18 protein-coding genes and 3 tRNA genes are annotated in these 19,656 nt (G+C 59.9%); 7 read left to right on the top strand and 14 right to left on the bottom strand.

What is annotated here, in order from left to right:
- Positions 1–20: 20 nt before the first annotated feature.
- Positions 21–1,247 carry a glycosyltransferase family 2 protein gene (locus tag AC0AII_RS01805; protein ID WP_490445869.1) on the bottom strand — a complete coding sequence of 409 codons (1,227 nt, stop codon included), beginning with the start codon at positions 1,245–1,247 and terminating at the stop codon, positions 21–23.
- Positions 1,247–2,686, bottom strand: a complete 1,440-nt coding sequence (locus AC0AII_RS01800) for an AI-2E family transporter (protein ID WP_490445868.1) — start codon at positions 2,684–2,686, stop codon at positions 1,247–1,249. Before AC0AII_RS01800 ends, AC0AII_RS01805 begins: the two co-directional genes overlap by 1 nt.
- A gap of 90 nt (positions 2,687–2,776) precedes the next feature.
- Between AC0AII_RS01800 and AC0AII_RS01795 the strand changes: the two genes are divergently transcribed.
- Positions 2,777–3,670: a glycosyltransferase family 2 protein gene (locus AC0AII_RS01795; protein WP_463427746.1), complete on the top strand. Its 894-nt coding sequence runs from the start codon at positions 2,777–2,779 to the stop codon at positions 3,668–3,670.
- Between the two features lie 60 nt (positions 3,671–3,730).
- Positions 3,731–3,805: transfer RNA gene (locus AC0AII_RS01790), tRNA-Glu, on the top strand.
- Positions 3,806–4,104: 299 nt separating this feature from the next.
- On the opposite strand, the gene AC0AII_RS01785 is transcribed toward AC0AII_RS01790, so the two are convergent.
- The 4 genes from AC0AII_RS01785 to trmB form a co-directional block, all read right to left on the bottom strand.
- Positions 4,105–5,637: a xylulokinase gene (locus AC0AII_RS01785; protein WP_490445867.1), complete on the bottom strand. Its 1,533-nt coding sequence runs from the start codon at positions 5,635–5,637 to the stop codon at positions 4,105–4,107.
- Positions 5,638–5,694: 57 nt separating this feature from the next.
- Positions 5,695–6,081: a VOC family protein gene (locus AC0AII_RS01780; protein ID WP_490445866.1), complete on the bottom strand. Its 387-nt coding sequence runs from the start codon at positions 6,079–6,081 to the stop codon at positions 5,695–5,697.
- A 114-nt stretch (positions 6,082–6,195) separates the two neighbouring features.
- Entirely contained in the window at positions 6,196–8,217 is a 2,022-nt protein-coding gene (locus AC0AII_RS01775) for a GTP-binding protein (protein WP_490445865.1), read from the bottom strand.
- A 41-nt stretch (positions 8,218–8,258) separates the two neighbouring features.
- On the bottom strand, positions 8,259–9,071 hold the full coding sequence (gene trmB, locus AC0AII_RS01770; protein WP_490445864.1) for a tRNA (guanosine(46)-N7)-methyltransferase TrmB: 813 nt from the start codon (positions 9,069–9,071) through the stop codon (positions 8,259–8,261).
- Positions 9,072–9,214: 143 nt separating this feature from the next.
- On the opposite strand from trmB, the gene galE reads away from it, so the two are divergent.
- From galE to AC0AII_RS01755, 3 genes are all read left to right on the top strand, one after another.
- On the top strand, positions 9,215–10,225 hold the full coding sequence (galE, locus tag AC0AII_RS01765; RefSeq protein WP_490446088.1) for a UDP-glucose 4-epimerase GalE: 1,011 nt from the start codon (positions 9,215–9,217) through the stop codon (positions 10,223–10,225).
- Between the two features lie 72 nt (positions 10,226–10,297).
- A tRNA-Asp gene (locus AC0AII_RS01760) sits at positions 10,298–10,371 on the top strand.
- A gap of 47 nt (positions 10,372–10,418) precedes the next feature.
- A tRNA-Phe gene (locus tag AC0AII_RS01755) sits at positions 10,419–10,494 on the top strand.
- A 66-nt stretch (positions 10,495–10,560) separates the two neighbouring features.
- Here AC0AII_RS01755 and AC0AII_RS01750 read toward each other — a convergent pair.
- The 3 genes from AC0AII_RS01750 to AC0AII_RS01740 all read right to left on the bottom strand — a co-directional run bounded on the left by AC0AII_RS01750 (position 10,561) and on the right by AC0AII_RS01740 (position 12,736).
- Positions 10,561–11,100, bottom strand: coding sequence for a low molecular weight protein-tyrosine-phosphatase (locus AC0AII_RS01750; protein WP_490445863.1), 540 nt, complete (start codon positions 11,098–11,100; stop codon positions 10,561–10,563).
- The gene (locus tag AC0AII_RS01745) at positions 11,100–11,771 is read right to left on the bottom strand and encodes a dihydrofolate reductase (RefSeq protein ID WP_490445862.1); all 672 of its coding nucleotides are present in this window, start codon (positions 11,769–11,771) and stop codon (positions 11,100–11,102) included. The genes AC0AII_RS01750 and AC0AII_RS01745 overlap by 1 nt, the downstream gene beginning before the upstream one ends.
- Positions 11,772–11,860: 89 nt before the next feature.
- The gene (locus AC0AII_RS01740; protein ID WP_490445861.1) at positions 11,861–12,736 is read right to left on the bottom strand and encodes a thymidylate synthase; all 876 of its coding nucleotides are present in this window, start codon (positions 12,734–12,736) and stop codon (positions 11,861–11,863) included.
- 148 nt (positions 12,737–12,884) lie between these two features.
- On the opposite strand from AC0AII_RS01740, the gene AC0AII_RS01735 reads away from it, so the two are divergent.
- Positions 12,885–13,298: an OsmC family protein gene (locus AC0AII_RS01735; RefSeq protein ID WP_490445860.1), complete on the top strand. Its 414-nt coding sequence runs from the start codon at positions 12,885–12,887 to the stop codon at positions 13,296–13,298.
- A gap of 72 nt (positions 13,299–13,370) precedes the next feature.
- Here AC0AII_RS01735 and AC0AII_RS01730 read toward each other — a convergent pair whose 3' ends face one another.
- The 4 genes from AC0AII_RS01730 to manA all read right to left on the bottom strand — a co-directional run bounded on the left by AC0AII_RS01730 (position 13,371) and on the right by manA (position 17,959).
- Positions 13,371–14,417 (bottom strand): universal stress protein, encoded by a 1,047-nt coding sequence (locus AC0AII_RS01730; RefSeq protein WP_101432730.1) that lies wholly within the window; start codon positions 14,415–14,417, stop codon positions 13,371–13,373.
- Between the two features lie 171 nt (positions 14,418–14,588).
- Positions 14,589–15,302 carry a C40 family peptidase gene (locus tag AC0AII_RS01725; protein ID WP_232341825.1) on the bottom strand — a complete coding sequence of 238 codons (714 nt, stop codon included), beginning with the start codon at positions 15,300–15,302 and terminating at the stop codon, positions 14,589–14,591.
- A 69-nt stretch (positions 15,303–15,371) separates the two neighbouring features.
- Entirely contained in the window at positions 15,372–16,280 is a 909-nt protein-coding gene (locus AC0AII_RS01720) for a CHAP domain-containing protein (protein WP_490445859.1), read from the bottom strand.
- 293 nt (positions 16,281–16,573) lie between these two features.
- Positions 16,574–17,959 carry a mannose-6-phosphate isomerase, class I gene (gene manA, locus AC0AII_RS01715; protein WP_490445858.1) on the bottom strand — a complete coding sequence of 462 codons (1,386 nt, stop codon included), beginning with the start codon at positions 17,957–17,959 and terminating at the stop codon, positions 16,574–16,576.
- 140 nt (positions 17,960–18,099) lie between these two features.
- Between manA and AC0AII_RS01710 the strand changes: the two genes are divergently transcribed.
- Entirely contained in the window at positions 18,100–18,387 is a 288-nt protein-coding gene (locus tag AC0AII_RS01710) for a hypothetical protein (protein ID WP_046323256.1), read from the top strand.
- Here the strand turns inward: AC0AII_RS01710 and AC0AII_RS01705 are convergent.
- Positions 18,320–19,570 (bottom strand): sensor histidine kinase, encoded by a 1,251-nt coding sequence (locus AC0AII_RS01705; RefSeq protein WP_490445857.1) that lies wholly within the window; start codon positions 19,568–19,570, stop codon positions 18,320–18,322. The two genes, AC0AII_RS01710 and AC0AII_RS01705, sit on opposite strands and share 68 nt — an antisense overlap.
- Positions 19,571–19,656: the final 86 nt, after the last annotated feature.

The following is a 19,656-nucleotide window of genomic DNA, read 5'->3' as shown; positions in this document are numbered from 1 at the left end:
CGATTGAAGGACGACTGGCCTCAATGCCCTGAGTGCTCGATGGGCTTCCATCCCGGATTGGCAAAGATGGCCTGGAAGGAGATGGGCAGGTAGCTGAGCATGAAGATGGGGAAGCTTAGACAGTAGGCGAAAAGCTCCTTGTTGGATGCGCCGATCTTGTCCCGCTCGGCCAGGACCGTCAGTGCGGCCAGGCCCATCATGGCCAAGACACCCAGAACCCCGGCAGCGATGCCATTGATCAGTTCGGTCACCTGGCTAGCCCAGGTCACGAAGCCCAGAGCCGGGAAGAGCAGACCGAAGAAGCAGCGGATCACTCCCAGGACGGTCAGCGGGCAGATGAGGATGGTCAGGTCCACGGCCGAGAAGTCGCGTTCACGGAAGGCTCTGGAGATCAGGGCGGGCCCGTAGTAGCGGAAGACCTGAAGAAAGCCCTTGCTCCAGCGCAGCCGCTGCCGCCAGCTCTGCTTGAAGGTGACCGGCTGCTCGTCATAGAGGATGGCGGTGCCGCAATAACCGATGCGCTCGCCGTGCAGCACCGAGTCCATGGTGAACTCCAGGTCCTCAGTCAGCAAGTGGAACTTCCAGCCGTTGTTGCGCTCCATAACCTCCCTGGAGAACATGAACCCGGTGCCGCCCACGTGGCAGCTGGAGCCGATGACCATCCTTGAGGTGTTGAGGAACCGGGACTCACGAATGAACCATAGGGCCGAACCTGAAGAGACCCAGTTGTCCGAGAAGTTGACCGAGTTGCGGTAGCTGGTCAGTATGCGGAAGCCGGACTGGAAGGCCTTGTTCATCTCCTCGATGTAGTGGCGGTCCAGGAGGTTGTCCGCATCGAAGACGAAGTAGGCATCATAGCGGGAGTCAAGACCTCGATCGAGTATCTGCTCCAGCAGGAAGGTCAGAGCGTAGCCCTTGCCCACCTGGTTCGGATCCTGCCGTTCGACCACATGGCAGCCGAGGGACCTGGCCAGTCCGGCGGTGTCGTCAGTGCAGTTGTCGGCCACCAGCCATATGTCGATCATGGAGGATGGATAGGTCTGTTCCTTGATGGAATTGATCAGATGACCGACCACCTGCTCCTCGTTGCGGGCGGAAATAAGGACGGCGAATCGCTTATCGAATGGGGCCTCGGGAAAGACCGTAGGCTTGGAGACAAAGGAGATGACGATGCAGATGGCCTGGTAGACGATGCCCACCCCGCCCAGCAACATCATCAGAACGTCCAGTACTTTGAGCAGAGCCATCAGCGCCACTCCTTGCGGGGGTTATCCTCCCCCTCGGAGGCCTCGTCCGCAGTCTCGGTGCCCTTGAGCGGCCTGTGCCTTACGGGGGCTGAGGCGGACTTGGGTATGGGAACCGTGGCCGACTCATCCAGATCCTTGGCCGTCGGGGAAGAGGTCGGGTAGAGCTCGCGGGCAATCGTCATGACCGGATCGTCCACTCGGACCCTGGCGCTGGTCCCCTTGGCCGATCGGCTGCCCACATGGCTTGCCACCGGCTGAACCACGTGCTCATTGAAAGCCTCGACACCCTCGACCACCTTGGACTTGCCGACCGGCTTGGGATCCTGCATGAGCGGAGAGTCGATCAGCTCGTAGTGCCTGACCGAAGCCGAGAATATAGCCTGGAAGCTGGCCGCCAGAGGCAGGGCCAGGAAGGCGCCCAGGGCACCGAAGACCGCACCCAGAGCCAGTACGGAGAGGAAGGCGATAGCAGGGTTGAGGTCCATGGTCCGCTGGGAGATCTTGGGGGCCAGGATCATGTTTTCGATCTGCTGGTAGATGATGATGTAGACCAGCACAATCACAGCCACCAGCAGTCCGCGGCTTCCCCAAGCCACCACTACGGGAATAGCTCCGCCTATGTAGGTACCGATGGTTGGCACGAACTGGGACACCAGCCCGCAGAAGAGGGCCAACGGCAGCCAATAGGGCACCTTCAGAATGACCAGAAAGACCGACATGCAGGCTGCGGAGATGAGCGCCAGAATGGTTCTGCTGAACAGGAAGCTGGAGATCTGGTCCTGGGCGATGGTCCAGACAAAAAGGAAACGGCGCTGGCTCTTGGGGGCCAGCCACTGGCAGAGGCTGCGGCGCAGTTTGGGCCCTGCGGCAGAGATGTAGTAGATGACCAGCAGGACGGTCATGATATTAATGAAGGACCCCACCAGGCCCACGGTGGTGTTCAGGGCCTGTCCTGCGAAGTCCGTCACCCAGGAGGTCTGGATGTTCTTGACGATCTCCCCGCCAAGATCCTGCATGGCCGGCAGGTGCCAGGGTGTGCGGCTGGCGATGAATTCCGCCACCTGCTCATAGAGCGCTGGTGCCCCGTTGGCCATGCCGATGACCTGCTGAACCAGCAGATTGCCGAACATCCCCATAAGGACGATCACAATGATGATCAGCCCTATCAACGTGACCGCAGAGGCTGCTCCCCGCCGCCAGCCATGTCTGACCAGTCTGATCACAAGAGGTTCCATGGCAAGGGAGACAAAGATGGCGATCACCACATCCAGCACCAGGAATTCGATCTTCCACCAGGAGGCGTAAGCGAACCAGGCCAAAAAGACCGCTATCGCTACATAGAGGAGGGCGCGGCCGAACCATTCCGGAGGTCGGCGCGGATCCCCCTTGGGCGGGAAGACCGTCGCGAAATCGAAGCGCTGCTTTTGCTCGTTGGCCATATGTTCCATTATCCCAAGATGGTTGACATGGCGGGCTATAGGGCACGGGTTGAGCCGACGGTGTATCCGGGCACACGTATCCTGAGGGGTATGTTGACCGTTTCCATAGTCATACCCGCCTGGAATGAGGAAGAACGCATTGAGGACTGCCTCCTGAACGCCACCAGGCAGAGCCAGGCACCCAAGGAGGTGCTGGTAGTCGACAACCACTCCACAGACGCAACGGCCTCCATCGTCCAGCACTTCATTGACCAGAACCCTGACCAGCATGTCAGGCTCCTCCACCAGGACAGCGAACAAGGGCTGATCCCCACCCGCAACTACGGACTTGACCGGGCAACCGGCGACGTGCTGGGCAGGATTGACGCCGACTGCATGCTTCGTCCGAATTGGGTCGAAGTGGTCTCCGGCATCTTCACCCGGGATCCAAAGGCCATGGGCGCCACCGGACCAGTGGCCTACTATGACATGCCAGGCAAGCGGATCGGGCTCAAGGGCGACAACACCATCCGCAAGGCCATCTACCGGGCTGACGACGGGCAATACCTGCTCTACGGTTCCAACATGGCCCTGCGCGCCACGGCCTGGCGGGCCATACGCAGCCACGTCTGCAGGGACAAAGAGGACATCATGCACGAGGATGTCGATATCTCCTTGCACCTGATTGATCAGGGGTTCAAGACGGTCTACTGCAAGGACATGAACGTGGGCATCAGCGCCCGCCGGATGGACACTTCCTTCACATCCTTCCGCCACTACATGCAACGCTTCAAGAACACCTTCGACGCCCACCCGCAACACACCAGGGAACAGAAGCCCGAGCACACCCTCTACGCCATCTACCCCATCCTCAGGGCCTTCTACCCCGTCTACCAGAAGTACCTGGAATCCGCCGATATCAACCCTGCGGAACGTGTCTGGATCCGCGAACAGATGGAGCTCTTCCATCGCCGCGACCAGGAACTGGACCAGGAGGATCACTGACCGGAGGACGGCACACCAGGCTTGCCTGGTCCATAGGTGACGGGTATCATGGCCACGTTCGCCCCCGTCGTCTAACGGTTAGGACACCAGACTTTCAATCTGACAGCGAGAGTTCGACTCTCTCCGGGGGTACCAGGCAAAGGGTTGGAAAGTGGCGGTATTCCGCCGTTCAACAAATTCGCAAAAAATCAGCGCAAAATTCGAATCGGGCTGTTTTGGTCGATATTGAACCAAGATAGTACGCACAACAGTACACACTTATAATCATCGCCGATAAGAATCCACCAGCATAGTGAAGTCACATTTATTTGAATTTCTATGGCTTTGCTTGTCGCAGTCTACGAGCATGCGAAAACAGACAAAATAGTTGCCAAAATTACTCCAGCCTGAATCGTCCGCACCGGACATGAGGAACAACTGCATCCGATGGACATTTACCGAAGTGCATCCAAAGCTGGATATAAACGCCGGAACCGGCTGTAACCAACATCGTACACTTGACGGTTTGCACCGTCGGGAGAAAAGACGCCTCCTGTAAGGTTCGCTTCCACCAATTTCTCCAAGCCCTCCAAATCAGGCCGTGAAGAGGGCTTGGCCTGTTTGCCAACAGAGACCAGCTGAGCCAGGGCCACTGCAGGCATGAGATGGGCATCATCTAGCACTTGAACGGGCGCATCAAGGATATCCGCCAGCATCTGGCACCATTGGGGTTCGCGGGTTCCGCCGCCAATCAGGGTGACGCGTTCGATAGGCGTGCCCAGCAAGTCAAGCCCCTGACGAATCGAATAGGACACACCTTCCAGCGCGGCTCGGGCAAGGTCGCAGGCCTCCGTCTCGGAAGAAACGCCGACATAGGCTCCCCGAATCGAAGGGTTCATCATAGGGAAGCGCTCCCCCACCAGATAGGGCAGGCATATCACGCCGCGCGCTCCTGCCGGACTGGATTCCAACAAGTGCCCCATGCGTCGATAGGGATCGCTGTCGGCCACGGTCGGACTGCCCCCTGCAAAGACTCCGGTGGCCCAAGCATGCACGTTGCCAGCATTGAGGAAGGGCACTGTATTGATGATGCTGTCAGTACCCAGATAGGCCAAATTGACCATTCCGGGGCGGTCAATTACAGCCTGGTCTGTCACCGTGGCAATCCAACCGGATGTGCCCAGGTTGATATTGAATTGACCGGGATGGAATACCCCGCCGCCCAAGGTGGATGCGCCAGCATCCCCCATTCCCGCATAGACCGTGGTTCCCGGAGCAAACCCCGTGGCAGCGGATGCGCCCGGCGTGCTGGTACCGACGCTTTCCCACGGCCAATAGACTTCCGGGAAGATCGCGGCATCCACACCTGCTGCCTCCAGGATGTCCCTTCTCCACTTCCGCGAGCGCAGATCCATGGCGCCTGCCGTCGAGCAGGCCGTCATATCGCCGCAGTAGACACCGGTCAGCCACCAAATCAGATAATCCTTGGCATCGATGAGCACATGGCGAACCTGCGCATAACGGTCGGGCTGATGCCTGGACAACCACATCAGTTTGGCCACCGGCAGGGACCCATCGCAGGGATTCCCCACTACGGTGTGAAAGGACTCAGACCCATAGGTTTCCGTCAGTTCAGCAGACTCTTCTTCGGCCCTGCCGTCCGCGTACAGGATCGCCGGCCCGACGGGCTGCCCCTGTGCATCCAGGGCAATCAGGTCCTGCATCTGTCCGCTCATGATGATGCCGGTGACCTGGTCGCTCTTGAAGTGCTCGATGCTCCGCCCGGCCCTGGCCAAAAGATCACGGGACACCTCAATGAAGGCCTGCAACCAATCCTCGGGATTCTGCTCGATACGCCCGTCACCTGTGTTCAGCGGCAGAAGACCGCTGGACGCGCACACCCTGGCAGAGCCCTGGTTATCCACAAGAACGCCCTTGACCTGGGTGGTCCCCACGTCGAATGCGGCTGTATAGGTCATACCGGTCATCCTAGGCTTTCCTAAGCGCTCAGATGCTGGCATGATCCCGTATGTGGGCTGACGCAGTTACCCCTGAGTCCCTGACCAGTCCACCACTGCTTCGACATTGTTCCCGTCCGGATCCAAAACGAAAGCCGAATAGTAATGAGGATGGTAATCGCGCAGCCCTGGAGCCCCATTGTCACGGCCACCGGCAGCGAGCGCCTCCCTGTAGAAGGCATCCACTATTGCAGCATCGTCAGCCCTTAAAGCTATGTGGGTCACCGGCGAGCCGGTCCCATCCTCACTCGGTGTCAGATAGAAGTCCGAGTGGGCCCCGTCGTCCTCTGCGCCGAACCCAATAGTGGGCTCATGGTGGGCCTTGGCCACGTACCCCAACGGTGCCAAGGCTCTGCTATAGAAATCGATGGAAGCCTGGATGTCCCGAACCTTCAGCGTCAGATGATCAATCATGTCCATAATTCTAGGTAAATCGTCAGCCAACAGCGGTCGGCGACCCCGAATGATCCTTGCCCCATGCCGCTCGATGCCGGTGACCGATCGAGCTCGAATCCTCAAGGCTGTGTTTCAGATGTACCGCCCGCCGGGCAGGTGCATAAAGTCCTCCACCTTGTTCCATTTGACCGGGTATCCCGCTCCGTGGGCGCAGAAAACCGAGTCAGGGGTGTTCTCCAGGTCGGACTCGGGGTCATAACCGATGGAATCCACAAGAGCATCCTGGTCTTGGCAGGGACGGTATCCGCTGAAGAAACAGACCAGATGCCCGCGGCCATGACTGTAGGTGCTAACCTCGATGGCATAATCACGCATCTGTGATACCGGCGCATCCCCTTCCAGTTCAACCGTGTCACCGTCTGCCTGCGGCTCTGCGAAGTTGCCCTTCATCCGGTAGATGTCCGACATTGCTCTGCCGAGGTTCGCCTGAGGAATGACGAGTCTGAAATGGTACCAGGGCTCCAGCAGAATATTGCGGGCCTTCATCAGCCCCTGCCGGACGGCCCGGTATGTGGCCTGGCGGAAGTCCCCGCCTTCGGTGTGTTTAATATGCCCGCGGCCGTCAAGCAAGGTGATGCGCATATCGGTGATGGGCGAGCCTGTCAGAACGCCCAGATGCTCCTTCTCCGCCAGGTGAGTCATGATGAGCCGCTGCCAATTGCCGTCCAAGCGGTCCAGGCTGCAGGTCGACGCGAAACTGAGACCGCTGCCCGGCTCCGTAGGTTCGAGGAGCAGATGGACTTCGGCATAATGTCGGAGGGGCTCGAAATGTCCAACCCCTTCGACGGGGGTCGCGATGGTCTCCCTATAGAGGATTCCGCCCTGACTGAAGGAGACCTGTATACCGAACCGCCGCTCCAACTCCTCCTGAATTACCTCCAACTGGACCTGTCCCATCAGTCGTAAGTGAATCTCTTGAAGCTGCTCCTGCCAGACCACATGCAGCAGTGGATCCTCATCCTCCAAAATGTGCAAGGCACTCAACAAGTGGTGCGGATCCACCTCTTCGGCAGCCACTGCATAGGACAGCACCGGCTCCAGCACAGGAGTCAGGTCCTTCCGCTCGCACCCCAGCCCCTGCCCCGGACGTGTCAGGTCAAGGCCGGTTGCCGCCACGATGCTTCCGGCTTGGGCGCAGTCCGTCAACGTATAGGAAGCTCCCGAATAGACACGAAGCTGATCAACTGTCTCTTTGGTCTCAACGTGTCCGTTCTTCCCCATACCTCCAGCTGTCCCGTACGCCTCCGCAACAGAACCCGATGCTTTGTTGGGTTCATCTCCATGACGGAATTCGGTGGTCAAAGAGGATTTGACCGGCAGGTCGCCACCGGTCACCTTGAGCCAGGTCAACCTGGCGCCTTTGTCATCATGCGATACCTTAAACACCCTTGCGCCGAACTCTCTGCCGTACCCAGGCGAAAGGGTGTACCGCTCAAACCCCTCCAGAAGGGCGTCGATTCCGTCCAGACGCAGGGCGGACCCAAAGAAACAGGGAAAAAGACGACGATCGGCAACCAGCCGCGCCAGGCTCTCATCAGATATGCCCTCGGTTTTGAGGTACTCATCCATGACGTCCTCGTTGAGCAAGGCCACATCCTCCATATCGCCATGTTCAAGTCCACGGCTCAGATCGAAGCAGCCCGGAGACCAGCGCTGCTTGCAGCTTTCAAGAATACGGGCGGCATCAGCTCCAGGGGCATCCAACTTGTTGATGAAAATGAAGGTAGGCACCTTGTAGCCTGTCAGAAGTCGCCAGAGCGTATCAACGTATCCTTCCAATCCAGCGGTAGCATCGACGACCAGGAGGGCATAATCCAAGATTGACAGGACCCGCTCCATCTCGGCTGAGAAATCCACATGGCCGGGTGTATCGATGAGGGTCAGGTCGACATCGCGATAGGTCAGCCGGGCTGGCTTGGAGAAGATGGTGATGCCCCGCTGCCGCTCCAAATCGTTGGTGTCCAGATAGGCATCGCCATGGTCCACCCTGCCCAGACGGCGAATTTTCCCTCCCTGGTAGAGCATGGCTTCCGAGAGCGTGGTCTTGCCGGCGTCCACATGAGCCAACATCCCCACCACTATCCTCTTGGCCATCAGGGCCTCCCTCGCTCTTCATATTTCTGTGCACTCTATGGTCAGTCTGCCAAAACCTGATAAGTCAGGTCATGGATGATCCGGCCGGCCTGAATCCCCTTGCGTTCGAAGTTGGTCACAATTCTGCCGTCGAACCGCTCCGACTCCATGAACATGGCATGAGGCAGGGATTCGGCCTGATCAGCAGTCCCCTTGCCTACATGCTGGGTGGGCAGACTGACCGGCAGATTGCCCAGGTTTCTGAATCTCGGATTCTCATCCATCACCTCATGCACATGCAGAGCGTAATCCTCGATATCGGTTGCAATTCGCCAAAGACCGCCCGGCTCCAGACAAGCCGCCAAGTCATCAGCCAGAGCCGGCTGAACCAGACGACGCTTATGATGCTTCATCTTGGGCCAGGGATCAGGAAAGAAGGTCCATACTTCCTTGATCAGTCCAGGATCCATTCGGGCCAGGAGGTCCGGGGCGTTAACCTGGGCAAGCCGCAGATTATCCAAGTCCGATTTGCCGGCCATCAGCATGGTATGGGCCAATCCCGGCTGGTAGACCTCCAGGGCCAGGTAGTTCCGATCAGGGTGTTCCCGGGCGCTGGCCACGACGTTCTCCCCCTGGCCGGATCCGACCTCGACAATCAGCGGCGCATCCCGTCCCCAGACCGACCTGACCATTGCTGCATCACAACGCAGATCCTCGTCAACCGTCAACGAACCCTCAGCCTGGCCCAAATCGAGCAAATATCTAGAGGAATACCGAGCCCAAGCCTTCGCCAGCCGGTCGCTCAGCTTCTCGGACCGCCTCACATAGGAGACGATGGACCTCATGGGGGCCTTGCTCTGTCTTTCTGCACTCATCACAGCTCATATATATCCTAGGAAGCGGATACAAGCAGGCACAAGAGTCACATGTGCCCGTGATATACTCAATTCAGAACAAAATACAACAAAATATTGCAAAATCGAACAATAGTCTGGTTTTCGATAGGAAAGGCATGCAGATGTCAGTTTTGGTTACAGGCGGCTGCGGATACATCGGCGCCCATGTGGTTCACGCCCTGCAGGAGGCCGGCAAGGAGGTCGTCGTGGTCGATGACCTCAGCTACGGCAGGCCTGACCGGATCGGGAATGCCCGTCTTTATGGCGCTGACGTGTCCGCACCGGGCGCCGATCAGCGTCTGGCCGAGATCATCCAGGAGAACAAGGTCGACTCCGTCATCCACTTCGCCGCCCGCAAGCAGGTGGGCGAGTCAGTGGAGAAGCCCATCTGGTACTACCGGCAGAACCTGAACGGCATGATCAACGTCCTGTCCGCCATGGCAAAGACCAAGGCCAAGAAGCTGGTCTTCTCCAGCTCGGCCGCAACATACGGCGAACCTCCGGTCGACGTGGTCCCTGAGGACGTGCAGCCCATGGTCCCCATCAACCCTTACGGCCAGACCAAGCTGGTCGGCGAGTGGATGGCGCGGGCCTGCGAGCAGCCTTACGGCATCCGCTTCTGCGCCCTGCGCTACTTCAACGTGGCCGGCTGCGGACCGGTCAGCCTGGAGGATCCGGCGGTCCTCAACCTGATCCCCATGCTCTTCGACAGGCTGCGTCAGGGCAAGGCACCCGCCATCTTCGGGGACGACTACCCGACCCCCGACGGCACCTGTGTGCGCGACTACATCCACGTCTCCGACCTGGCTGACGCCCACATCGCCGCCCTGGACTACCTGGATCGCGATCAGCGTCGCTATGATGCCTTCAATGTGGGCACCGGCCAGGGCACATCCGTCCGCCAGATCGTGGACGAGGTCAAGAAGGTGACGGGTCTGCCCTTCACCGAGGCCGTCAAGCCCCGCCGCGCCGGCGACCCGCCGCACCTGATCGGCGACCCCACTCGGATCAACACCGAGATGGGCTGGCATGCCAAGTATGGCGTCGAAGAGATCGTCGAATCAGCTTGGAAGGCCTGGCAGGCCAATCCTGCCCACCACATCGACACCGATGGCTGGCAGCAGCAGGACTAGGCAGCGACGCGCCGGGGCTTGCATTCCTCCGGCGCTCATGTAAACTTTCCTCTTGGCTGTTCAAGCAGCCTCGGCTCCGTAGCTCAGTTGGTTAGAGCGCCGCCCTGTCACGGCGGAGGTCACCGGTTCAAGTCCGGCCGGAGTCGCTGGGAATGGTCTGGCCCGGTTTTTCCGGGTCTTTTCGACTGTTCATGGCTCTGTAGCTCAGTTGGTAGAGCGAGCGACTGAAAATCGCTAGGTCAACGGTTCGATCCCGCTCGGAGCCACCAGCCATTAAGCCCCTGAGATTCATGAGGAATCCAGGGGCTTAATTGATATTCCCATTGATCTATAGTTCAGGACAGCTGATGTGCCACCCAGTCGACGATGTAGGGCGCCGTGTGCTCGATCTGATCGATGGCCACCTCGAACTCATGGGGGCCGCCATACCAAGGGTCCACCAGGTCGATTTGACTCTCCCGACCCGGTGCCGGCTTGGGCAGGTCCGGGTCGAAGCTGCGGTACAAGTGAACGGCGGATCGCTTGCCTGAGGGCAGCAGACGCAGCAGGGCTCGCATATGGTCGGCCGTCATGGGCAGCAGCAGATCGGCGTCTTCGGCCTCCTCCCGGGTGATCCGGTGGGCGAAATGGTCAGCCGGCACCTCATAGCCCCGCTCGCTCAGAACCTTCTGGGCACGCCGATCTATAGGGTTGCCGAACTCCTCGTCGCTGACTCCGCTGGATTCCACCCTGACCAGGTCCTCATCCAGTCCGCGGTCTTGGAAGAACTTGCGCAGGATGACCTCGGCCATGGGCGACCGGCAGATGTTGCCGGTGCAGACGGTCATGACGTTGTATGGACCCCGTGAGGCCTTTCCTTCAGAATCCTGGCCCATCAACGCACCTTCCCATAGGTGATGTACCGGAACCGCGGGATGGCAGCCGCCTGGTCTGGTTTGGCAGGGTTCATCCACTGGCTCTCGTCGCGCACCTGCCAGAACCGCTTGCTGACCAGCTCCTCCATGTCGGGCACAAAGGCATCGGCTGGAGTCCGCAGATCCAGATCCGTCACGTAGGCGGCATCAGCCAGCGGGAAGAAGGTGCTGAAGACCCCTGCGCCGCCGATGACCCAGATTTCGCTGCGATCCATCCCATCGTCGGGAATGGCTTCCTGCCTGGCCAGCTCCAGAGCATCGTCAGCTGCAGATACCACCGTGGCGCCTGGAGCCCGAAACCCTGGATCACTGGACAGAATGATGTTGTCCCTCTTGGGCAGGGGCCGCTCCCCCATGGAGACCCAGGTCCGCCTCCCCATGATGACCGGATGGGAGACGGTCAGCTCCTTGAAGTGCCGCATGTCCTCGCTCAGATGCCAGGGCAGTGCGTTGTGGTAACCAATGGCGCCGCGCCGACCGTCAGTGGCCTGCGCCTGCGCCCAGATCATATTGACCGATGAGCGGCGGCCTATCTCTTCTTCTTCCTGATGCCGCCATTCCTCATCACCTAGAAGCCCGGCCTGACCGGGCTCGGGTTCGTGATAGCCGCTTCGACTATTGTCATGCTCCATCTGTTGCGTTCACTCCTCATAGCGAGTAGATATACGAGTACATTCTAATCTGCGGATCCGACGGTGCCCGTATTGCGCTCACCGCACCATCAGACCGCCACAGGGGCCTTGATGGCGGGGTGGCAGTGATAGTCCACCACTTCGAAGTCTTCGTACTGGTAGGAGAAGATGGAATCGGCCTTGCGAATGCGCATGGTCGGATAGGGATAGGGCTTGCGTGACAGCTGCTCCAGAACCTGCTCCACATGGTTGTCGTAGATGTGGCAGTCGCCGCCGGTCCAGACGAACTCCCCAGGCTCAAGATCGGCCTGCTGGGCCATCATCAGGGTCAGTAGGGCGTAGGAGGCAATGTTAAAGGGCACCCCCAGGAACATGTCGCAGGAACGCTGATAGAGCTGGCAGCTTAGCTTGCCGTCGGCCACATAGAACTGGAAGAGCGCATGGCAGGGCGGCAGGGCCATGCTGTCAACCTGGGCTGGGTTCCAAGCAGTGACGATCATTCGACGGGAGTCCGGGTGGGTGCGTATCAGATCCAGCACCTTGGCGATCTGATCAATGGTACGATCGGGGTCCTCGGGGGTCGGAGCGGGCCAGCTGCGCCACTGAACTCCATAGACCGGACCCAGATCCCCGGTTTCCGGGTCGGCCCACTCGTCCCAGATGTGCACGCGGTTTTCCTGCAGCCAACGCACATTCTGCGACCCCTTGAGGAACCAAAGCAGCTCGTAGGCGATGCCCCGGAAGTAGACCTTCTTGGTGGTGATCAACGGGAAGGAATGCGACAGATCGAAGCGCATCTGCTTCCCGAACAGCGATATGGTCCCGGTGCCCGTCCTGTCGGACTTCAGGGTGCCCTCGCGCAGGATGGTGCGCACCAGGTCCTCATAGGGGGTGGGAATGTCCGAGTCGGGACGCTCGGGGATGCGTGTGCGAATACGTTGCAGTTCTTCAGGAGTCAAGGCCATGCGGCCATACTATCAAGTCCTCGGTCAGCTGAGCGCGCCCCGGTGACGAATTGCGCTGTCCGGGTTAGATTGGAGGAGCAGGTCCGGCCACAGGGTCGGATCCGGATGACGCACCCGGGGGGGGGGGGTGCCGGACAAGGAGGAACAGATGGGCAAGAGACTTTGGGTCGAACGCGACAAGGACGGCACCTGGAACGCCTATGGCGACAATGGGGCTCACATCACCTTCGGCAAGGGCGAGGATCAGTTCAACCCCGGCGATCTGATGAAGATCGCTCTGGCTGCCTGCGGAGCCCTGTCCAGCCAATTCGCCGTGGAGAGCGCCCTGGGCAAGGGCAAGGGGGCGAAAATCGTGGTGGACGGCACCTATGACACCGACGATGACGCCTACCTGAGCTTCGACGAGCAGGTTGACGTCGATGCCACTTCTGCCAGGCTGGCCCAAGATGATGCCGACAAGCTGGAGGAGCGGGTCCGCCGCCATATAGCCAAGTCCTGCACCGTGGCACATACCTATCAGCGGGAGACACCAGTCAGGATCTCCGTCAAGGTTCGCCACTGATCCGGCAACAATAGATGAGCGGGGATCCCCGAGTTCATGGAACTTCGGGAATCCCCGCTCTTGTCGTTGCCCTTACTCCTTGTGTTCGGGATCGATGGTCGATTCCAGGTCAGCCAGCTGCTCGGGCTTGGCTGAATCCACGGAGATGCGCTCCACGCCGGTAATCTCGGCCACATCCGTGCTTTCAGCCGCCTCTGCTGCGGCCTTGAGCCCGGACTCCTCGGCCTCCACGTACTTGCGCGGCACCACGTAGACCGGGCTGACTGCATGCTGCAGGAGCCCCTGGCTGGTCGACCCCAGCAGAAGCCCTGTGAAGCCGCCGCGACCACGCGAGCCAACCACAACCACATCATGGGTCTTGCTGGCCTGGGTCAGCGCTTCCACAGCAGACCCCGGCACCACCGTCTTGTTGATGCGCAGATTCGGATAGGTCTTCATAAGCGGTGCGATTCGGGTATTGAGGTCATCCAGGTAGGAATCCATGACGCTGCGCTCCTCGGCCGAACCCGTACCGGTCAGTCCGGAAATGTTGGGCACTGCAGACATGACATCCAGCTCGGCATCCCAGCTGTCGGCGAAGGAGGCGGCTATCTGAAGGGCCTTGAGGCCCCACTTGGACTCGTCGGAACCCACGGCGACCCGCTTGATATCGTTGCTCAGATGCATCAGATTGCCGTCGTCGTCGGTGTAGGGAACAACCACGATTGGGCAGTAAGCATAAGCGGGCAGGCTGGAGCTGGTAGTTCCCAGCAGTCGCTCGGCCAAGCCGCCCTTACCCCGGTTCCCGATGACGATCAGCCGGTAATTGCGGCTCAGCTCCACGAAGACCGAGGAGGGATCTCCCGTAACGATCAGCGTGGCTGCACTGACACCTTGCTCATCGGCGATGGCCTTGGCCTTGGAGAGGATCTCCTGGGCGTCGTTGTGAGCGGCCACGTCGTCACCCATGGTGGTATACGTCGCATCGAAAGAGACGGCCGCGTACGAGGGAAGGGAATAGGCGCAGACGATTTGCAGGGTCAACCCTGCATGCTTAGCGTAGTTGGCGGCCCACCACGCCGCCTTATAGCTGGCGTCCGAGCCATCGACGCCTACCAGAACAGCCTTGTCGTTGCTCATCCGACGACCTCCTTTACACTTGGCGATGACAAACCGACACCGCTCCTTCTGTCAGAATATCGCATGCAGGTCTGATCAATAAGTCTGCCAGGACCAACACGCGAGAAACCTCGACTCTGATATATGCAAAACGCCCCCGTAGGGGCGTTAACGCTGCATAAAACCTATGCCTCAGACCAGACGACGGTAGTTGAAAGTCTGATAGACCGCCTGAACCTTGACACTCTGGCCGGGAGCCGGAGCGTGGATCATGCGTCCGCCGCCGACGTAGATGCCAACATGGCTGCCATCGGGGGCTACCATCAGGTCGCCAGGAGCCGGATCCGTAACCGGCACACCCATCGAACCCTGAGCATCGGCTGTGCGGGGCAGGCCAATGCCGAAGTGGGCAAACACGTACTGGGTAAATCCAGAGCAATCAAAGCCTGTGGCAGGATCTGTTCCTCCCCATACATAGGGAATCCCCTGGAACTGAAGGGCATAGTTGACCACATCTGCACCCGTGCCGGTGGCCGGTACGTCAGCGACTCTACTAGCGGCACCGCTACGAGCAGCAGAGCGGCTGACTTGCGCGGCCTGGCGCTGGCTGGCCGCCGCCTGGGCCTGCTGAGCTCTGGCCTCGGCGTCCTTCTCGGCCTGGGACTTGGTGGCAGGGACGTTCAATGACTCGATACCGCCCCAGCGGCTGTCCTTTTCGACGGTGGTCGCTGTCGATTCGGTCAGCAGGTCGGCACGCACCTTGCTGCCGGGGGTGAATGAACGCGACGAAGTGGCTACGGCCTCACTACCATCACTGGCCTGGGCCACGGCGGGTATACCGATGAAGAGCGTGCCACAGATAGTGGCCGCTGCCATCATGCTCACATACTTGCGTGTTTTTTTCATCGTGCACAATTCTATCACGTGTAGGGAACAACAATGAACTTTGGGGAACACGATCCGCGCAATCAAGGATCAGTAATGGATATAGCGCAGTGCGTGCACATTCGTCAGAGTGCGGGAGTAAGTCTTCCCGTTCATTACGGCGCCGCACTCGGAGGTGACGATGGAGCCATCGGGATTGATCTTCTCTACAATGGCCACATGGCCATAAGTGGAGTCCGAGCCCTCCTGGCCGGCCTGGAAGACCACAATATCGCCGACGTTGCGCGGCGTGTCATCCACCCAGTAGCCTAAAGCGCGGGCCGAGCCTGACCAGTCCTTGGCATTGCCCATATGGGAGCCCACCGGCAGACCCAGCTGGTGACGACGGACATAGGCCCACCAGGTGCACTGGCTGAACTCGTAGGCGTTGCCCACATCGCCCGTGGCATGGTTGGGGTTGAACCCTGCCGGCAGAACCGATCGGTCGGCATCCATCAGCGCTGCCACGGCCGGATTGTTTGCCGAGGATTTGGACATCTGCCCGGCATCGAGCGCCGATTCGCCCAGGTCCCAACTGCCCTCGTTGCGCTGTGAAGCCGTCGGCAAAGGCTGGCGGTAGTCGGAGCGAGAGACCCTTGAACTGCCACTGGCATCAGCGTAGCCGGCGGAGGATGAGGGGGTGACAAGGTTGATCGCGACACTGCCGGCCATAGGCAGGGACCAGTCGCCTCGAGCCTGGTTAACAGCCATTGAGGAAGCGGCCGCACCGACAAGGACAGTCAGGGCCGAACCAGTCATGATGTGGGAGCGACGGGCTGAGGCCTTGGCCGCCAAACGGATAGAGCGTCGGGTTCGAGGGGCCACCTCGTTGAGCTTGGCCGCCAAGACATCATCAACGCCCTGAATGCCGGCCTCCCGGGTTGCACCCGTCGATCGGCTGGTCGGCGAACTGCCACCTGCGCCCCGCGCGGCCGAAGCCTTGTGCGCAGCATGCTTCATGTAGAATCACTCCCGTTTATGTTCCGACGCGACTTTCGTGCCGTATCACGGACCATCACAAGGGAACACCATAACGCAAGCGAGAACTCAGGCCAAATGGCCTGAATTGTCCACACTGGTGTACTCAAGCATGGCTTCGGTGGCCGCTCATCTTCGACAACCACGGAATACGTTAGGATTATACGGACATAAGGCGGACATGAGCAAACCGGCATGCGTGCCATCCGCCACGGCGTGTCCCCCGGTTTTAAACCCCGCCTGGTCCACCCTGAGCGAACCAGGCTCATACGAGGTCAAACCGGAGTCGAAGCCAGGAGGAAGGACCCGCCAGCTTCGTCGGAATCTTCAGGCATGGTGATGTCGACACGGCCGTCTTGGGAGGGGATGAAGAGAGCCTGTCCTTGATCCAGTACACAGGACTGGTCGGTGGTTGCGCAACGGATTCGCCCGTCAGTACAGACGATGATGCGCGGCCCGCGGCGCGGAATCATCAGGTGACGAGGCCCTAGGCGCTCTATCAGATCCCCGTAACGCTGCTGAAGTCTGTTGAGCAGGGGCCAGGTGGCGCCGCCCTCCTCCACATGCCCGTAGACCAGCATGTACTCGTTGATCTTGGGCCGGTAGGTCACCATATTATGCATGATCAGGGTGGCGATCATGGAGCTGGATGGGTCAATAGGGGCCGAGGGCTGGCAGTCCAAACTATGCAGGAGGTTGGGAATGTCCCGATGCTTGGGGGTCATGCCTGCCCTGAGCACGTTGTCGGAGTTGGTCATGATCTCTGCAGCAGTGCCGTGGATGTATGCGTGAGGAGTCCCGGCGGGAATATAGACCGAATCGCCCTCCTCCAGATCCACAGGGTTGAGCATGAGCAGACAGAGCACTGCCGGATCCTCCGGGAAAGCCCGCGCGGCACACAGGGCATGATTCAGTACGGCACCCGCTCGTTTCGAATGCAGCCGCCCAGCTGCAGCCTCCAAAGCTTCTTCCATACCTCGGGCCGCCTCTGGCTCGGCAGTCACGGCGGCGTGGAAGGCCCGGAAAATACGTCGGCGGGAATCCGGCCAGATTAAAGAGGAGACCGGCATCATGGCATCAGCCGAAGCGAAACGGGCCGGCGGAACGCCCAAGTGGAAGGTGCGGGCGGTCAGCGCCTGGGTCATCAGCTCGGCCAGAGGGTGGTCCACAGCGTGCAAAAGGGTCAGCTGAGTGGAAATGGTCGCGAAGCCTACACAGGCCTGGAAAGGCTCCAAGGCCACCACCATTTCGTTCTTGGCCAGACTGTCGTGAAAGGAGCGCCTCGGATCCTCGTCAGGCACCCCCTGGGCATTCTCACGGTTGAAACCGGCACGAGCCTCGAAATCCAGGGGATGCACCTGCAGGGAGAGAGGAATGCGGGCCGAGATGATCTTGAACAGGTAGGGCAGGGTAGGACCGAAGAGGCGAGAGTCGCGCTCTCCCAGCATGGCCATGGGATTGCGGCGAATGGCCTCGGTCAACGGCATGAGCGACCCGTCGGGCAGGGTCAGGGGCGAGGGGGATTCGGTATGCCCGCTGAACCACATCTCCGCCAGGGTATCCTCCTGGCCTTCGACTGACTCATGCAAATGAAACATGCGCTGCAGTCGGTCATGCGAGCCCCAGGCGTAGTGCTTCTCCACAGCTTGGATCGGATACACGCACTCCCCTTTCCACGGGAAATCCCTCCATGGGCCGGTGCATACGAACCCACCAATCCCCGTCATGATAGGACAAGGGCCAAGGCCTGGGCAAGGCGTGGCGGTCGCCGCATGTCATTGCGAACGGTACAGTGAGGGGTATGAAGCTGGCTCCCATTTTCGATCCGGACGCCCGCAGGCCATCGCCGCGTCCCGTGCAGGTGGACCTGCGGCGCATCTTCTTGCTCGGCACAGGAGCCTGGATTCTGGCGCTGGCCGTAGTCGGCATCCTAGCTCTGACTGGAATGACGGTCACTAAGCCCCTTATTGTCTGCCTTTCCGGGGTTGGCGTGGGCATCCTGCTGTTGATCTGGGAGCACTTTAATCGCTGGGATTATCGCCGTCTGGCCCAGCAACCGGACCCTGAGCCAGAGGAAGCATCAGCGTAAATGTGCTCCCCTCTCCCGGCGCGCTCCAAACTGTGACCGACCCGTGGTGGGTCAGGGCCACATGTTTGACGATGGCCAGCCCCAGGCCGATGCCCACTGCAGTCTGCTCATTCTGATTGTCCGCACGGTAGAAGCGTTCGAAAATCCTGCCTTGGTCCGCCTTGGATATGCCTTGGCCGTGGTCGACCACCCTGATGATCCCATAGTGCCCGTCCTTGGAGGCCTGCGCCACCAAGGAGACAGTCGAGCCCGAAGGTGAATAGGATATAGCATTCTCCACCAGCTTGGCCAAAGCCACTCTGATCTGCTGCCCGTCGCCATGAATCGTCAGTGGTTGGTCGCATCGCCACCGTAGTGTCACATGGGCCTGATCAGCTCCATCCTGCTCATCCTGCACCACTGTCCTTATCTGCTCAGCCACGTCAAGCACGTTCTCCCTGCTGGGTTTGATCCGCTCCTGAGCCCGAATCAGCAGAAGAAGATCCTTGAGCACATGCCCCAGATAGGCACTGTACCGCTGGACCGAGGAGGCATCCTTGGAGACGCTGCGCAGGTGGCTGCGTAGCAGATCCGGGTCATCCTCCTCCAAGTGCGAGGTAGTTTTCAGTTGCGCCGCAAGCTCCTCAAGGGCCTGGACCGGCTTGAGCATCTGCTCGGATACATTGGTCATGAAAGCATCCCTGGTCCGAACGAACCTGACCGAATCGCTCACATCATCGATGAGCACCACGACCAGGGACTTGTCGATGCGTCCCAGGGTGACCTTGAGCCAGTTCCTTCTGGATACCGCCTGGGCCTGAACATGGGTCGCATCCCCAGGATCCTCAACCTCGTCAACATCCCAATCATCGGATTCCCGGCTCTCGGCTGCGGCATCCAGAGCGAATTCCGTAGGCGTTCGCGTGGTCAGATTGAAGGTGCGTCGACCACCCGAACGGCGTACCTGCGCAATGGCCTCGATGATCTTCGGATCAGCAATCTCGTCGTTGCTGACGATTCCCAGCCTGTAGGCATCCGGACTTGAGCGAACAACCTCGTCATCGCCATCGACCACAACCGTGGCGGCAGGAATGAGCGCCAGCAGAGCCTGGGTCGAGCCCTCCAATGCCCCACCATCGGCCTGTTCACCATCCTTGCTCCGATTGCCCACAAGGCTGCATAGGCGGTCCATGAACCGTCTCATAAGGACTTCCCTCCAGTCCGGCGCCGACCCCGGACGTGCGACATCAACCAAGTCTCATCGGCAGTTCCGGCTTTATTCTCGCATAT

The organism is Bifidobacterium sp. VU/mBH4 (B4), assembly GCF_058199535.1.
The sequence above is the reverse complement of the archived record's forward strand: the minus strand, read 5'-3'. Positions and strand labels throughout refer to the sequence as shown.

Bases quoted from the DNA above. Each gene is read 5' to 3' on its own strand.
- AC0AII_RS01805 (WP_490445869.1), bottom strand. From the start codon at position 1,247: ATGGCTCTGCTCAAAGTACTGGACGTTCTGATGATGTTGCTGGGCGGG.
- AC0AII_RS01800 (WP_490445868.1), bottom strand. From the start codon at position 2,686: ATGGCCAACGAGCAAAAGCAGCGCTTCGATTTCGCGACGGTCTTCCCG.
- AC0AII_RS01795 (WP_463427746.1), top strand. From the start codon at position 2,777: ATGTTGACCGTTTCCATAGTCATACCCGCCTGGAATGAGGAAGAACGC.
- AC0AII_RS01785 (WP_490445867.1), bottom strand. From the start codon at position 5,637: ATGACCGGTATGACCTATACAGCCGCATTCGACGTGGGGACCACCCAG.
- AC0AII_RS01780 (WP_490445866.1), bottom strand. From the start codon at position 6,081: ATGATTGATCATCTGACGCTGAAGGTTCGGGACATCCAGGCTTCCATC.
- AC0AII_RS01775 (WP_490445865.1), bottom strand. From the start codon at position 8,217: ATGGCCAAGAGGATAGTGGTGGGGATGTTGGCTCATGTGGACGCCGGC.
- trmB (WP_490445864.1), bottom strand. From the start codon at position 9,071: ATGAGTGCAGAAAGACAGAGCAAGGCCCCCATGAGGTCCATCGTCTCC.
- galE (WP_490446088.1), top strand. From the start codon at position 9,215: ATGTCAGTTTTGGTTACAGGCGGCTGCGGATACATCGGCGCCCATGTG.
- AC0AII_RS01750 (WP_490445863.1), bottom strand. From the start codon at position 11,100: ATGGGCCAGGATTCTGAAGGAAAGGCCTCACGGGGTCCATACAACGTC.
- AC0AII_RS01745 (WP_490445862.1), bottom strand. From the start codon at position 11,771: ATGGAGCATGACAATAGTCGAAGCGGCTATCACGAACCCGAGCCCGGT.
- AC0AII_RS01740 (WP_490445861.1), bottom strand. From the start codon at position 12,736: ATGGCCTTGACTCCTGAAGAACTGCAACGTATTCGCACACGCATCCCC.
- AC0AII_RS01735 (WP_490445860.1), top strand. From the start codon at position 12,885: ATGGGCAAGAGACTTTGGGTCGAACGCGACAAGGACGGCACCTGGAAC.
- AC0AII_RS01730 (WP_101432730.1), bottom strand. From the start codon at position 14,417: ATGAGCAACGACAAGGCTGTTCTGGTAGGCGTCGATGGCTCGGACGCC.
- AC0AII_RS01725 (WP_232341825.1), bottom strand. From the start codon at position 15,302: ATGAAAAAAACACGCAAGTATGTGAGCATGATGGCAGCGGCCACTATC.
- AC0AII_RS01720 (WP_490445859.1), bottom strand. From the start codon at position 16,280: ATGAAGCATGCTGCGCACAAGGCTTCGGCCGCGCGGGGCGCAGGTGGC.
- AC0AII_RS01710 (WP_046323256.1), top strand. From the start codon at position 18,100: ATGAAGCTGGCTCCCATTTTCGATCCGGACGCCCGCAGGCCATCGCCG.
- AC0AII_RS01705 (WP_490445857.1), bottom strand. From the start codon at position 19,570: ATGAGACGGTTCATGGACCGCCTATGCAGCCTTGTGGGCAATCGGAGC.